The sequence below is a fragment of the Pseudomonas sp. genome (genome assembly GCF_030683065.1).
Taxonomy (GTDB): Bacteria; Pseudomonadota; Gammaproteobacteria; order Pseudomonadales; family Pseudomonadaceae; genus Aquipseudomonas.
Genome location: NZ_JAUXMX010000047.1, coordinates 39,923 through 54,831 on the forward strand (window position 1 = coordinate 39,923; position 14,909 = coordinate 54,831).

The window sequence follows — 14,909 nt, forward strand, 5'->3', positions numbered from 1 at the left end:
GAAACCCATAAATGAATAGCCACCCCCTGCGCATCGGTATCGGCGGCCCGGTCGGTTCCGGCAAGACCGCCCTGACCCTGGCCCTGTGCCTGGCCCTGCGCGAGCGTTACAACCTCGCGGTGGTAACCAACGACATCTATACCCAGGAAGACGCCCAGTTTCTGGTGCGCAACCAGGCTCTGGAACCGGAGCGAATCATCGGCGTGGAAACCGGCGGCTGCCCGCACACGGCAATCCGCGAGGACGCCTCGATCAACCTGGAGGCGGTCGACCAACTCAACCGGCGCTTTCCCGGTCTCGACCTGATCATCATTGAATCCGGCGGCGACAACCTGTCGGCCACCTTCAGCCCGGAATTGTCCGACCTGACCATCTATGTGATCGATGTGTCCGCTGGCGACAAGCTGCCGCGTAAAGGCGGGCCAGGCATCTGCAAATCCGACCTGCTGGTGATCAACAAGATCGACCTGGCTCCCTTGGTCGGCGCTTCGCTGGAAGTTATGGAGCGCGACACCTTGAAGATGCGCGGCGACAAGCCCTTTGTGTTCAGCAACCAGAAGATCGGCCAGGGGCTGGAGCAGATCATCGCCTTTATCGAACGCCACGGCATGCTCAACGTTGCGTAGGCGTCCCGCGCCTTAAAACAGACGCCCAAGTCTCACGACCAATCAAGGAGAACCATCATGACCCTGCGCAAATCACTGTTTGCCCTCGCCTTGTTCCTCAGCCCGGCCATGGCCTTCGCCCACGCCGGCCATGACCACTCCGGCCTGATGGCTGGCCTGGCCCACCCGGTATTCGGCCTCGACCATTTACTGGCGATGTTCGCGGTAGGCCTCTGGGCCGCGCAACAGACTGGCACGGCACGCTGGGCGCTGCCATTGACCTTCGTCACCAGCATGCTGCTCGGCGGCCTCTTCGGCTTCAGTGGCCTGCAGATACCGCTGATGGAAACCGGCATCGCCGGCTCGGTTCTGGCCTTTGGTTTGCTGGTTGCGGTCGCCGTGCGCCTACCAATGCTGGTTTCGCTGAGCCTGACCGCAGTGTTCGCCTTGACCCATGGCGTGGCCCACGGGCTGGAACTGCCAGAGTTGGCCAGCCCTTGGGGCTACGCAGCCGGCTTCGTCATCGCCACCGCCGCTCTGCACGCCAGCGGTTACCTCATGGTGCGTTTGCTACCGCAAGCCGCCACGCCTTTAGTACGCATGGCGGGCGCTGCCTCGGCAGTCACCGGCGCGTGGCTGCTAGCCGGCTGAGCCGCACCGCTAGATGCAACATCGGACGCTGGAGTGCCGGCCTCCGCGGATTACATCCGGGAGACGGTTCTCAGATGCACCGCAGGATGCGGACCATGCTTGTTGCCAGCACGCTCTATCGCGCCCCTGCAACTGCTCGGGCGCTCGACGCAAACAGCGCACTGGATCAGCAGTTGGTTCTGCAATTGAGCAAAAAACCAGCAACTGTGGCTGCGCCTAGTGCCGTGTGGCCTGGGTGCAAGCGCACTCAGCTTATCCACAGATCGCTCCACAGCTGCACTGGATAACTATCTCCAGGATGCCTGTGGCGCCGAACAACCGCTTGAAATAACGGGATTAATCCTTGACCTGAAGCGCATCCACATGTGGCTTTCAGAGACCCGGGCGAATTGATCAAAAACCGATCAAGTCGCGCAAAGCCACGGGCTGCAAGGCCTTCAGCCAGGCATACAGAGTTACCCACAGGCCTACCCACAGTAGCCGTGGACAACTTCCTGACTTTATCCCCAATCTTTGGATAACTACCCCAAGCGCTTGTTTTATCAACAGAACACAGCTGCTTAAAAAACGTACAAGCAACCTAAACAGCCGCACAACTAGGCCTGTAGAAGCCTACACCCACCTTATCCACAGTTCGTTCCACAGTCTTTGTGGGCAACTTGATTAATGCCCACGCGCTTGCCAAGCACGCACCTGAAGCTATCGTCATCATTGATGCAATCAACCAGTCCGCACGGCGCCTGGGGTGTAGCCTGAGCGCCAGGCAGAGGAGAAAACCATGCATTTAAATGACTTGTTACGCAGCCTGCTCGTCGCTTATGCCGCTGGCGCCAGCGGCTGCAGTGCCGAATGAATAGCCTGTAGGTCAGTGCTCAAATGTCGCATACAGGTAGTAGGTAGGCGCGTGCAGCGCTAGCTTGAGACAGTCTAAAAACTCGCCCGCTGTCACGTTGTGCCCGATATGCTCACCGGCTTTGAGCCACCGCATTGTCGGGGAGTGAGCATGACCTTACGTTCAATTTGCGTGTTCTGCGGCGCCAGCTCCGGTGCCCAGTCGATTTATAGTCAGGCAGCAAAAGACCTCGGGCGCCATCTTGCCGAGCAAGGTCTGCGCTTGATCTACGGTGGCGGTGCAGTGGGCCTGATGGGCGTAGTTGCAGACGCGGCCATGGCCGCTGGGGGCGAAGTAATCGGCATCATCCCGCAGAACCTAGAGCGTGCCGAAATTGGCCATCCAGGTCTTACGCGCCTGGAAGTGGTTGACGGCATGCATGCGCGCAAAGCCCGGATGGCCGAACTCAGCGACGCCTTTATCGCGCTACCCGGCGGAATCGGCACCTTGGAAGAACTGTTCGAGGTGTGGACGTGGGGGCAACTCGGCTATCACAACAAACCCCTCGGCCTGCTTGATATAAATGGTTTTTACAGCAAGCTCGGCGAGTTCCTCGACCACTTGGTCAGCGAACGCTTTGTACGCCCCCCGCACCGCGCCATGCTGCAACGTGGCGAGTCGCCGAGCGAATTATTGGAGCTGCTGCGCCAATGGCAACCGAGCGCCACGCCCAAATGAGTGGCATGCCTGGCTAAAAGAGCCTGTCAGGACGCCGAATGCAGCTGGACTTCGACAACCCCATCGTCACGCGCAGGCTGCTGCACGCCTGTCAGCTTGCTGATTAGCGACCACTGCTGATCGAGTTCCTTGCTAACGGCTTCCAGCCTGACGATCATCCGCGAGCCGGCGCCACGCACACTGGGGTCGGTGCTGCGCATAAGATCGAATGACAACGAAGTGATCGCGGCGGTCAGGTGAGTGAGACTGCGCGAATGGAGGGCGAGAAGCTCGCTGAGTTGCTGTTCTTTGGGCGACATAGTGGCCTTTCCTTGGCGGGCATAAGCAGTGTTTATGAAGGACAACGAGAATTCTCGCAAGCGCCAGCCACTGTAATTGACACGATAGTAGCCGAGCAGTTCATCAATACCAGCCGCTTACAGCCACCCGGTCAGCGTGATCATTTGCCTGAATGCCAGAGCAATCTTGCCCGGGCAAGCAGTGCCGACCTACGCAGGCCGGCGCGCATCCGTTACCATCGCGCCACTCATGAAAAGAGATGCGGCATGTATATCTATCGATTGGTTCTGATCCTGGTAGTGGGCATCTACCTGTTTTCCCCGGCGATCATGGACTGGTGGATCGACCCCAACGGTGCATGGTACCGGCCCTATTTGCTCTGGCTGATCCTGATCGTGGTGACCTTTATCCTGCAGAGTCAGCGTGATGCTGACGAACTCTGATACGCACCGGCGAAGCCTGGGATCGGTTGCTGCTTTGACGCGGCAACTCGGCCACGCATCTCGCGACAAAACACCAACAGCCCCCACTGTCCGTCCCTTACCTTTATTCGCAGAGTCAACGTAATGCTGATGAGCTTTAGCCTGAGCCAGCTGATCCTGATCAGCGCCGCTTACCTGCTGGTGCTGTTTGGTGTCGCCTGGGTCAGCGAACACGGCCTGATACCGCGCTGGATCATTCGCCACCCGCTGACCTACACCCTGTCACTCGGCGTCTATGCCAGCGCCTGGGCCTTCTACGGCACGGTGGGCCTGGCCTATCAGTACGGCTACGGCTTTCTGGCCAGCTACCTGGGGGTTTCCGGGGCCTTTCTGCTGGCGCCGGTGCTGCTCTACCCAATCCTGCGCATCACCCGCACCTACCAGCTATCGTCGCTCGCCGACCTGTTCGCCTTCCGCTTTCGCAGTACCTGGGCCGGCGCCCTGACCACCCTATTCATGCTGATCGGCGTGCTGCCCTTGCTCGCCCTGCAGATCCAGGCGGTGGCCGACTCCATTGGCATCCTCACCCGCGAGCCGGTACGCGGACAGGTCGCACTGGCCTACTGCGGACTGATCATCCTGTTCACCATCCTGTTCGGCGCTCGGCATATCGCCACCCGCGAGAAACACGAAGGCCTGGTATTCGCCATCGCCTTCGAGTCGGTGGTCAAGCTGACCGCCGTCGGCATTATCGGCATCTATGCGTTGTATGGCGTGTTCGATGGCCCGCAGGACCTGGAGCGCTGGCTGGTGCAGAACCAAGCCGCCCTGGCCAGCCTGCATACGCCGCTGCAGGAAGGCCCCTGGCGCACCTTGCTGCTGGTGTTCTTCGCTTCGGCCATCGTCATGCCGCACATGTACCACATGACCTTTACCGAAAATCTCAACCCGCGCGCCATGGTCAGCGCCAGCTGGGGCCTACCGCTGTTCCTGCTGTTGATGAGCCTGGCGGTGCCCTTGATTCTCTGGGCGGGCCTCAAGCTGGGCGTCACCACCAACCCGGAGTACTTCACCCTCGGCCTGGGCATCGCGGTCAACAGCCAGACCCTGGCCCTGATCGCCTATGTCGGCGGCCTGTCGGCTTCCAGCGGTTTGATCATTGTCACCACCCTGGCGTTGTCCGGCATGGTCCTCAACCATGTGGTGCTGCCGCTCTATCAGCCGCCCACCGAAGGCAATATCTATCGCTGGCTAAAGTGGACCCGGCGCGCGCTGATCGCGGCCATCATCATGGCTGGTTACGGTTTTTATGTGTTGCTCGGCGCCGAGCAGGACCTGGCCAACCTGGGTATCGTCGCCTTCGTCGCCACCCTGCAGTTTCTCCCTGGCGTGCTCTCGGTACTGTACTGGCCCACGGCCAACCGCCGCGGCTATATTGCCGGTTTGCTAGCAGGCATCAGCGTCTGGACAGTGGGCATGCTGCTGCCGATGCTCGGCAATCTGCAGGGGATCTACATCCCCTCGCTCAACCTGGTCTATGTATTGGACGACAGCAGCTGGCACCTGGCGGCCATCGCCTCGCTGGCCGCCAACGTACTGACCTTCACCCTGGTCTCGCTGTTCACCGAAGCCAGCCCGGAGGAGAAAAGCGCTGCCGAAGCCTGCGCCGTGGATAACGTACGGCGCCCGCAGCGACGCGAGCTGCTGGTCGTATCGCCCCAGGATTTCGCCACTCAGCTGGCCAAGCCGCTCGGCGCCAAAACCGCCCAGCGCGAAGTCGAGCAAGCCCTGCGCGATCTGCACCTGCCCTTTGATGAAAGCCGGCCCTATGCCCTGCGTCGCCTGCGCGACCGCATCGAGGCCAACCTCTCGGGTCTGATGGGGCCGAGCGTGGCCCAAGACATCGTCGAGACCTTTCTGCCCTATAAATCAGGCAGCGAAACCTTCGTCTCCGAAGATATCCACTTCATCGAGAACCGCCTGGAGGATTACCACTCGCGCCTGACCGGCCTGGCCGCGGAACTCGACGCACTGCGCCGCTACCACCGCCAAACGCTGCAGGAGCTGCCAATGGGCGTCTGCTCGCTGGCCAAAGATCAGGAGATCCTGATGTGGAACAAGGCCATGGAGGAGCTCACCGAGATCCCCGCGCACCGCATCGTCGGCTCGCGCCTATCGGCGCTCGCCGAACCCTGGCGTGGGCTGCTGCAGCACTTCATCGAACTGCCCGACCAGCACTTGCACAAACAACGCCTGGGCCTGGACGGCCAGACCCGTTGGCTCAACCTGCACAAGGCGGCCATCGACGAACCGCTGACACCGGGCAACAGCGGCCTGGTGCTGCTGGTCGAAGACCTCACTGAAACCCAGTATCTGGAAGACAAACTGGTGCACTCCGAGCGACTGGCCAGTATTGGCCGCCTGGCTGCCGGAGTGGCCCACGAAATCGGCAACCCGATTACCGGCATCGCCTGCCTGGCGCAGAACCTGCGCGAGGAGCGCGAAGGCGACGGCGAGCTGACCGAGATCAGCGAGCAGATTCTCGAGCAGACCAAACGTGTCTCGCGCATCCTCCAGTCGCTGATGAGCTTCGCTCATTCGGGCGGCCACCAACAAGCTGACGAACCGGTGTGCCTGGCACAAGTGGCGAAGGAGGCTATTGGTCTGCTGTCACTCAATCGACGCAGCGTCGAGGTGGAATTCTTCAACCTGTGCGATGCCGATCACTGGGTTGACGGCGACCCACAACGCCTCGCCCAGGTACTGATCAACCTGCTGTCCAACGCCCGGGATGCCTCGCCACCTGGCGCCGCGATCCGGGTCAGAACTGAAGCCTCCGAGCACACCGTCGACCTGATTGTGGAGGATGAAGGCAGCGGTATTCCCAAGGCGATCATCGACCGCTTGTTCGAACCCTTCTTCACCACCAAAGACCCAGGCAAAGGCACCGGGCTTGGCCTCGCGCTGGTCTATTCCATCGTGGAAGAGCATTATGGACAAATAATAATCGACAGCCCGGTTGACCCCGAAAACCAGCGTGGCACCCGTATCAGGGTGACCCTGCCGCGGCATGTCGGCGCGACGTCCATAGCGAATTAAACCAGCGACCTGAGACCGTCGAGAGACCGAATTAATGCCCCATATTTTGATCGTTGAAGACGAAACCATTATCCGCTCTGCCCTGCGCCGCCTGCTCGAGCGCAACCAGTACCAGGTCAGCGAGGCCGGCTCGGTCCAGGAAGCGCAGGAACGCTTCAGCATTCCCAACTTCGACCTGATAGTCAGCGACCTGCGCCTGCCCGGCGCGCCAGGCACTGAGTTGATCAAGCTCGCCGAAGGCAAGCCAGTGCTGATCATGACCAGCTACGCCAGCCTGCGCTCCGCCGTCGACTCGATGAAGATGGGGGCTGTCGATTACATCGCCAAACCCTTTGATCACGACGAGATGCTGCAGGCCGTATCGCGCATCCTGCGTGATCGCCAGGCAGCCAAGCAGGTGCCGAGTACGCCCGCCGGCGCGACTGCCGGACGTAACAGCGAAAAAGTCGTCGACAACAGCAATGGCGAGATCGGCATCATCGGCTCCTGTCCGGCCATGCTGGAGATGTACAGCAAGATCCGCAAGGTCGCACCAACCGACTCCAACGTACTGATCCAGGGTGAGTCCGGCACCGGTAAAGAACTGGTTGCACGCGCCCTGCACAACCTGTCCAAGCGCGCCAAGGCGCCACTGATTTCAGTGAACTGCGCAGCCATCCCGGAAAGTTTGATCGAGTCTGAATTGTTCGGCCACGAGAAAGGCGCTTTCACCGGCGCCAGCGCCGGCCGTGCCGGCCTGGTCGAAGCGGCCGATGGCGGCACCTTGTTCCTCGACGAGATCGGCGAGCTGCCGCTAGAAGCCCAGGCCCGCCTGCTGCGCGTACTGCAGGAAGGCGAAATTCGTCGGGTTGGCTCGGTGCAGTCGCAGAAAGTTGACGTACGTCTGATCGCTGCAACCCACCGCGACCTCAAGAGTTTGGCCAAGGTCGGTCAGTTCCGTGAAGACCTCTACTACCGCCTGCATGTCATCGCTCTGAAACTGCCGCCGCTGCGTGAACGCGGCAGTGATGTCAGTGAAATCGCCCGCTCCTTTCTCCTGCGCCAATGCACGCGCATGGGCCGCAACGACCTGCATTTTGCACCGGATGCCGAGCAGGCAATCAGTCAATACCCCTGGCCGGGTAACGTTCGCGAATTGGAGAATGCGATCGAGCGTGCGGTTATCCTCTGCGAGAGCACGAGCATTACGGCCGAGCTGCTGGGCATCGACTTCGAGCCGGACGAACTGGATGACGACAACTTCCTCGGTTTGCCGACACAGACCAGCGGCAGTAGTCACGAACCAACCGAGGACCTGTCGCTAGAGGACTATTTCCAGCATTTTGTTCTCGAACACCAGGATCACATGACCGAAACCGAACTGGCCCGCAAACTCGGCATTAGCCGCAAATGCCTGTGGGAACGTCGCCAGCGCCTGGGCATTCCACGGCGCAAGACCGGCGCGACCACCGACTAGCAGACCAGACAAGAAACGCATGCCGCCGCAACAGGCGATGCTGTTCTCTATAAAGAAAACGCCGCTTACCCCGAAATGGGAAGCGGCGTTTTTCTTGATCTTTGCGCACCGCCACAAGATGCGGTGAGACAGATCGCTGAGCGCAAGGTTCCCCTCATTGTTACCGCCTCAATACCGCGTAACAAAGTCCGGGGCTTATGGTAACGAGCACATGGCGAGCTCCGTTCTCGTAACGACCCGTAAAAACCTAAGCTATTGTTTTAAAAGGAATTGATAAAGATGGCACGGCTCATGCTTTATCTACCGCACAACAACAATAACAAGCACTGCACCCGATAATAAAAACAAGACGTAACGACTCCAGCACAATAAAAACAACACGGCGGAGGCGCAGCTAACTGATCATTTTGGAACGCAATTGCTTTTGGGCTTGCCCCGCAACCGGACAGAGAACAACAAAACTGCCTCAAGGCAGATCCCGTACTGGTTGGGTCACGCAATGACCATGGCAGCGTCAGCATTCAAAGTAATCCGTTTGCTATTGACTCCTGGCTTGGGAGTTTTTCAGACAGTCTTTGACTTAATAGAACGGGCAACTCAACAAAAACAACAAGCCCGCCATAATAATAAAAATACAGCACGTACCTGCTTGAGGGGGAGCTTCGGCTCCCCCAGTAGCATCCAGGAACCATGGTTCTGCCAGTACGCCCTGCACCATCTCCCCGACTCACCTACACCATCTCCCGACACAATGCTAGAATCCGCGCCATTCCAGTGGCCAGCGATTATCCTGGCCTGTCATTTCGTCAAACAGTGCATCCCATGCTGAAAAAGCTGTTCAAGTCTCTACGCTCGCCCCTGCGCCGTGGCAAACCCTCGCACAGCACTCCTGAAGTGCTGAACAGTAGCCAGCACCCGATCAACCGCGGGGAAATAAGCCGCTACGCCATCAGCGTGGTCGAGCGCCTGCAGCAAGCCGGCTACCAGGCCTACCTGGTCGGGGGTTGCGTGCGCGACCTGTTGCTCGACATCGAACCCAAGGATTTCGACGTGGCCACCAGCGCCACCCCGGAACAAGTGCGTGCCGAGTTCCGCAATGCCCGAGTGATCGGCCGACGCTTCAAGCTGGTGCATGTGCACTTCGGCCGCGAAATCATTGAGGTCGCTACCTTTCGCGCCAATCACCCGGAAGGCGACGACGAGGAAGACAATCACCTGTCCTCGCGCAACGAGAGCGGGCGCATTCTGCGCGACAACGTCTATGGCAGCCTGGAGAACGACGCCCAGCGCCGCGACTTCACCATCAATGCGCTGTACTACGATCCGGCCACCGAGCGCATTCTGGATTACGCCAATGGCGTGCACGACATTCGCAACCACCTGATCCGCCTGATTGGTGACCCGACCCAGCGCTACCAGGAAGACCCGGTACGCATGCTGCGGGCTGTGCGTTTCGCTGCCAAGCTGGACTTTGATATCGAAAAGCACAGTGCCGCACCTATTTATAAACTGGCGCCGATGCTGCGTGACATTCCCTCCGCGCGCCTGTTCGACGAAGTACTCAAGTTGTTCCTCGCCGGTTACGCGGTTTACACCTATGAGCTGCTGGTCGATTACGGCCTGTTCGGTCAACTCTTTCCGGCCAGCGCCGCCGCACTCAAGCACAACTCCGACTACACCGACACCTTGATTCGCAACGCCCTGGCCAGCACCGATCTGCGTATCCAGCAAGGCAAGACGGTAACCCCGGCGTTCCTCTTCGCGGCCCTGCTCTGGCCGGCGCTGCCAGCACGCGTGATCAAGCTGCAAGATCGCGGCGTGCCTGCCATTCCTGCGATGCAGGAAGCGGCCCAGGAACTGATCAACGAACAGTGCCAGCTGATTGCCGTACCCAAGCGCTTTACCATGCCGATCCGCGAGATCTGGGACATGCAGGAACGCCTGCCACGACGCACCGGCAAGCGCTCCGATCTGCTGCTGGAAAACCCACGTTTTCGCGCCGGTTACGACTTCCTCTTGTTGCGCGAAAGCGCTGGCGAGGAGACTGGCGGACTGGGCGAATGGTGGACGGATTATCAGGACGCCAGCGACAGTGAACGACGCGCCATGATTCGCGACCTCAGCAGCCAGGACGACAGCAGTGGCGCACCGCGCAAGCGGCGTCGCAGCGGCAGCAAGCGCAAACGCGCACCCGGCGCCGATGGTGCGCCCAAGCCAGCTGCCAGCGAATAATGCAGCGGGTGTATCTCGGCCTCGGCAGCAACCTTGCCGAGCCGCTCGCGCAACTGCGTGGCGCTCTTGCAGCGCTGGCCGCGCTGCCGCACTCGCAACTAACCGGCACCTCCGGCTTTTATAGCAGCGACCCGCTCGGCCCGGCCGACCAGCCGCGCTATGTAAACGCTGTGGCAGCGCTGGATACCGCACTGGAGCCGCTGCAACTGCTCGACGCCCTGCAAGCCATCGAGCTGAACCAGGGCCGTGAGCGCAAAGCCGAACGCTGGGGCCCGCGCACCCTCGATCTGGATATCCTGCTATTCGGCGACCTGATACTCGACGAGCCACGTCTGCACGTGCCGCATTACCACATGCATGCCCGGGCTTTTGTGCTCTACCCGCTGGCAGAGCTTAATCCAGAGCTGCGCCTACCCGACGGTCGAACCCTGCAGGACTTGCTCATCGCCTGCCCCTTCGAAGGCCTGGAGCGCCTGCCTGACGGTCCGTAGGATAGGTTAGTCGGCAAGACCGCATTTTCTGCGCGGCGTAACCCATCATTGCGGCTATCTGCTGACGCCCTGTTGAGTTACGCGGCGCCTCGAATCTGTGATTGGCTCGGGAGTGCAGCCGCCGCTAACCCATCCTACGACCCGCACCAGCACTCCAGCCTCGACCCTACGAGAGCGCATTGGCGGTAACGCCAGTAACAGACCGGTAACACCTGCAATTGACTTCGCGTCGCCCCATCAGGACTATAGGCGTCCCGTTGCCCCGCACCGGTGCAAACCGAGGCCAATGCAGGCCATTTTGAAGCAGCGAATGACTGCTTGCCGAACGCCTGAGTGAGGACGATTGTTATGCCTGACGTTACCGTGACCACCCTGCAAAGCCTCAAGCAGAGCGGCGAGAAAATCGCCATGTTGACCTGCTACGACGCTACCTTCGCCCAGACTGTCTGCCAGGCGGGCATCGAGGTGCTGCTGGTCGGCGACTCCCTCGGCATGGTGCTGCAAGGTCACGACAGCACCTTGCCGGTCAATGTCACCGACATGGCCTACCACACCGCGTGCGTGAAGCGCGGTAACCAGGGGGCCCTGATCCTCGTTGACCTGCCATTTATGGCTTACGCCACCATTGAGCAGACGCTGCAAAACTGCGCAGTGCTGATGCAGGCCGGCGCACACATGGTCAAGCTTGAGGGCGCTGCCTGGCTGGCCGAGCCAATCCGCCTGTTGGCCGAGCGCGGCGTGCCGGTCTGTGCCCACCTGGGCCTGACGCCACAAGCGGTGAATATCCTCGGTGGTTATAAAGTCCAGGGGCGCCACGAAGCCCAGGCACGGCAGATGCGCGCCGATGCCATGGCCCTGGAGCAAGCCGGCGCGGCCATGCTGCTGCTTGAATGCGTACCCAGTGACCTCGCCACGGAGATCAGTCAGGCGGTGAAGATCCCAGTCATCGGCATCGGCGCCGGCAGCGGCACCGACGGCCAAGTGCTGGTCCTGCACGACATGCTGGGCCTGTCCCTGAGTGGCCGCACGCCCAAGTTCGTAAAGAACTTCATGGCTGGGCAAAGCAGCATCCAGAACGCGCTCAGCGCCTACGTCAAGGCGGTAAAGGACGGTAGTTTCCCGGCAATCGAACACGGATTTTCTGCATGATCACGGTTAAGACCACTTTGGAGCTACGCGCAGCCGTCGCCCAGGCTCGCGCCGAGGGCAAGCAGATCGGTTTTGTTCCAACCATGGGCAACTTGCACGCCGGGCATGTTGCCTTGGTTGAGAAAGCCGCTCAGCGCGCCGATTTCGTGGTCGCCAGCATTTTCGTCAACCCGCTGCAGTTCGGCCCCGGCGAAGACCTGAGCAACTACCCGCGCACCTTGGCCGCCGACCAGGAAAAACTCCTCAGTGCCGGCTGCCACCTGCTGTTCAATCCGGACGTGGACGAGATGTATCCCGACGGCATGGCCAGTCAGACCCGGGTCAGCGTTCAGGGTGTTTCCGAAGGCCTGTGCGGCGCCAGCCGCCCCGGCCATTTCGACGGCGTCGCCACCGTGGTGACCAAGCTGTTCAACCTGGTGCAACCCGACCTGGCCGTTTTCGGGCAAAAGGACTTCCAGCAACTGGCCGTGATTCGCACGCTGGTGCACGACCTGAACATGCCGATCCAGATTATCGGCGAGCCGACCATCCGCGCCGAAGATGGCCTCGCGTTATCCTCGCGTAACGGCTACCTCGACGCCGCGCAACGCGCCGTCGCCCCAGCCCTGTACTGCAGCCTGCAACAGATCGCCCGTGCACTTGACGCGGGTGAGCGCGACTTCAGCAAGCTGATCGAGACGGCACATCAGCAACAATTAGCCGCCGGCTTGCGCCCGGACTATCTGGAAATCCGCGAGGCGAGCAGCCTGCGCCCGGCAACCTCCACGGATCACCAGCTGGTGATTCTGGCAGCGGCATTTCTTGGCGGCACTCGCCTGATCGACAACCTGATGCTCGACCTCAACGCCACAGTTTGATCGACGGCCTTGGCTCGGTGTCATCAGCGGATCTGATGACACCGACGCGGGCCTGATCATGAGCGCCGACTGGCCGGTGCCTGGCCGCCGCACAATGCGATTGCGCTAGCGTTTGCCTCCTCTGGGCTCACGCCGGTTACACTGATGCGAGCTTTTTGACTTTTTGGCCTGACCCTTCGTCTACCTGCAACACGCACGTGGGGTAGCGCCTTTTCGTTGGTGGTGCATCCATTGCGTGCTGCACGGCGATGAACCGCAGGTGGGGCCGCCCAGGGCCAAATTGCCGCTTGCGCACGCATGCAATACCCAACGGATACACGGCCTATTCGCTACCCTGGCGCCGACTCACCCAAGACTGCTCACGCACAAGGAAGCCACACCACATGGCGTACTACCAGCACCCACTTGATGTCACCGCCCTGCCCACCTGGAAGGCCCTCCAGGAACACCGCGCCAGCTTGCAGAGTTTCAGCATGCGCGAGGCCTTCAACAGGGACGCTCAGCGTTTCGATCACCTTTCTTTGAGCAGCTGCGGCCTGTTCCTCGACTACTCGAAGAACCTGATCACCCTGGAAACCCGCGAGCTGCTGGTCCGCCTGGCCAAGGAGTGCGGACTGGAGCAGGCCATTCGGGCACAGTTCGACGGTGAGCCGATCAACGCCTCGGAAGCACGTCCGGCCCTGCACACCGCATTGCGCCGACCGATCGGCGACACGGTCATGGTCAACGGTAGCGACGTGATGCCCGAGGTACAGCGCGTGCTGCACCAAATGACGGAGCTGGTCGGGCGGGTGCATGACGGGCTGTGGCGTGGCTACAGTGAGAAACCGATCACCGACGTGGTGAATATTGGTATCGGCGGCTCCTTCCTCGGCCCACAACTGGTCTCCGAAGCCCTGCTGCCCTTCGCCCAACGCGGCGTTCGCTGCCATTACCTGGCCAACATCGATGGCAGCTCGTTCCACGAGTTAGCCGCCAAGTTGCGCGCCGAGACGACCCTGTTCATCGTCTCATCGAAATCCTTCAGCACCCTGGAAACCCTGAAGAACGCCCAGGCGGCGCGCAGCTGGTACCTGGCCCAGGGCGGCTCCGAGGCCGAGCTTTATCGGCACTTTATTGCCGTGTCCAGCAACACCCAGGCAGCCGTGGCCTTCGGCATCCACGAAGAGAACGTGTTCCCGATGTGGGACTGGGTCGGCGGGCGTTATTCGCTGTGGTCAGCCATCGGCCTGCCGATCGCCATGTCGATCGGCATGTCCAACTTCAAGGAACTGCTGTCCGGTGCCTATAGCATGGACGAGCATTTCCAGAGTGCCCCCTTCGAACAGAACATGCCGGTGCTGCTGGCTCTACTGGGAATCTGGTACGGCAACTTCTGGGGCGCGCAGAGCCAGGCGATCCTGCCGTACGATCACTACCTGCGCAATATCACCAAACACCTGCAGCAACTGGACATGGAGTCCAACGGCAAGAGCGTGCTGCAGGACGGCCAACCCGTGGCCTGTGCCACCGGCCCGGTCATCTGGGGCGGGGTCGGTTGCAACGGCCAGCATGCCTACCACCAACTGCTGCACCAGGGCACCCAACTGATTCCGGCGGACTTCATCGTCCCAGTGGTCAGCTACAACCCGGTTGCCGATCACCATCAATGGCTCTACGCCAACTGCCTGTCACAGAGCCAGGCACTGATGCTCGGCAAGACGCGCGAAGAAGCCGAGACCGAACTGCGCAGCCAGGGCCTGAGCGAAGCTGAAGTACAGCGCCTGGCACCGCACAAGGTGATCCCTGGTAACCGGCCGAGCAATACCCTGGTACTCGAACGCATCAGCCCGCGCCGCTTAGGCTCACTGGTGGCAATGTACGAGCACAAGGTGTTTGCCCAGAGTGCCCTCTGGGGCATCAATGCCTTCGATCAGTGGGGCGTGGAGCTGGGCAAGGACTTGGGCAAGAGCGTCTATTCGCGCCTGGTTGGCAGTGACACCAAGCCAGCCGAGGATGCATCGACCCAGGGCCTGATTGAGTTCTTCCGCGGCCGCCATCGCGGCTGATTAGCGGCGGAAGCATCACCCATCGACAACCCGGCCCTGGCCGGCTTGCG

General features: G+C 60.8%; 12 protein-coding genes. 11 read left to right on the plus strand and 1 reads right to left on the minus strand.

Going from position 1 to position 14,909, the window contains the following annotated elements; all coding sequences use genetic code 11:
• Positions 1–11 precede the first annotated feature (11 nt).
• The 3 genes from ureG (at position 12) to Q8K09_RS15750 (ending at position 2,826) form a co-directional block, all read left to right on the plus strand.
• Positions 12–626: an urease accessory protein UreG gene (gene ureG, locus Q8K09_RS15740; RefSeq protein ID WP_305255929.1), complete on the plus strand. Its 615-nt coding sequence runs from the start codon at positions 12–14 to the stop codon at positions 624–626.
• A 57-nt stretch (positions 627–683) separates the two neighbouring features.
• Positions 684–1,256 carry a HupE/UreJ family protein gene (locus Q8K09_RS15745; RefSeq protein WP_305255930.1) on the plus strand — a complete coding sequence of 191 codons (573 nt, stop codon included), beginning with the start codon at positions 684–686 and terminating at the stop codon, positions 1,254–1,256.
• Positions 1,257–2,259: 1,003 nt separating this feature from the next.
• Positions 2,260–2,826: a TIGR00730 family Rossman fold protein gene (locus Q8K09_RS15750; protein WP_305255931.1), complete on the plus strand. Its 567-nt coding sequence runs from the start codon at positions 2,260–2,262 to the stop codon at positions 2,824–2,826.
• Between the two features lie 26 nt (positions 2,827–2,852).
• Here Q8K09_RS15750 and Q8K09_RS15755 read toward each other — a convergent pair whose 3' ends face one another.
• Positions 2,853–3,125 carry a hypothetical protein gene (locus Q8K09_RS15755; RefSeq protein ID WP_305255932.1) on the minus strand — a complete coding sequence of 91 codons (273 nt, stop codon included), beginning with the start codon at positions 3,123–3,125 and terminating at the stop codon, positions 2,853–2,855.
• Positions 3,126–3,371: 246 nt separating this feature from the next.
• On the opposite strand from Q8K09_RS15755, the gene Q8K09_RS15760 reads away from it, so the two are divergent.
• From Q8K09_RS15760 to pgi, 8 genes are all read left to right on the plus strand, one after another.
• Complete coding sequence (locus Q8K09_RS15760; RefSeq protein WP_003244646.1) at positions 3,372–3,548, plus strand: hypothetical protein; 177 nt, start codon at positions 3,372–3,374, stop codon at positions 3,546–3,548.
• A gap of 123 nt (positions 3,549–3,671) precedes the next feature.
• On the plus strand, positions 3,672–6,626 hold the full coding sequence (locus Q8K09_RS15765) for a sensor histidine kinase (protein WP_305255933.1): 2,955 nt from the start codon (positions 3,672–3,674) through the stop codon (positions 6,624–6,626).
• A 34-nt stretch (positions 6,627–6,660) separates the two neighbouring features.
• Positions 6,661–8,082 carry a sigma-54 dependent transcriptional regulator gene (locus tag Q8K09_RS15770; protein ID WP_305255934.1) on the plus strand — a complete coding sequence of 474 codons (1,422 nt, stop codon included), beginning with the start codon at positions 6,661–6,663 and terminating at the stop codon, positions 8,080–8,082.
• 822 nt (positions 8,083–8,904) lie between these two features.
• Complete coding sequence (locus Q8K09_RS15775; protein ID WP_305255935.1) at positions 8,905–10,314, plus strand: polynucleotide adenylyltransferase PcnB; 1,410 nt, start codon at positions 8,905–8,907, stop codon at positions 10,312–10,314.
• Positions 10,314–10,805 (plus strand): 2-amino-4-hydroxy-6-hydroxymethyldihydropteridine diphosphokinase, encoded by a 492-nt coding sequence (gene folK, locus Q8K09_RS15780; RefSeq protein ID WP_305255936.1) that lies wholly within the window; start codon positions 10,314–10,316, stop codon positions 10,803–10,805. The genes Q8K09_RS15775 and folK overlap by 1 nt, the downstream gene beginning before the upstream one ends.
• Before the next feature lie 348 nt (positions 10,806–11,153).
• On the plus strand, positions 11,154–11,954 hold the full coding sequence (gene panB, locus Q8K09_RS15785) for a 3-methyl-2-oxobutanoate hydroxymethyltransferase (protein ID WP_305255937.1): 801 nt from the start codon (positions 11,154–11,156) through the stop codon (positions 11,952–11,954).
• A complete protein-coding gene (gene panC / locus Q8K09_RS15790) occupies positions 11,951–12,811 on the plus strand; it encodes a pantoate--beta-alanine ligase (RefSeq protein WP_305255938.1) in 861 nt (286 codons plus the stop codon). Before panB ends, panC begins: the two co-directional genes overlap by 4 nt.
• 383 nt (positions 12,812–13,194) lie before the next feature.
• Complete coding sequence (gene pgi / locus Q8K09_RS15795) at positions 13,195–14,859, plus strand: glucose-6-phosphate isomerase (RefSeq protein ID WP_305255939.1); 1,665 nt, start codon at positions 13,195–13,197, stop codon at positions 14,857–14,859.
• The last annotated feature ends 50 nt before the right edge of the window (positions 14,860–14,909 follow it).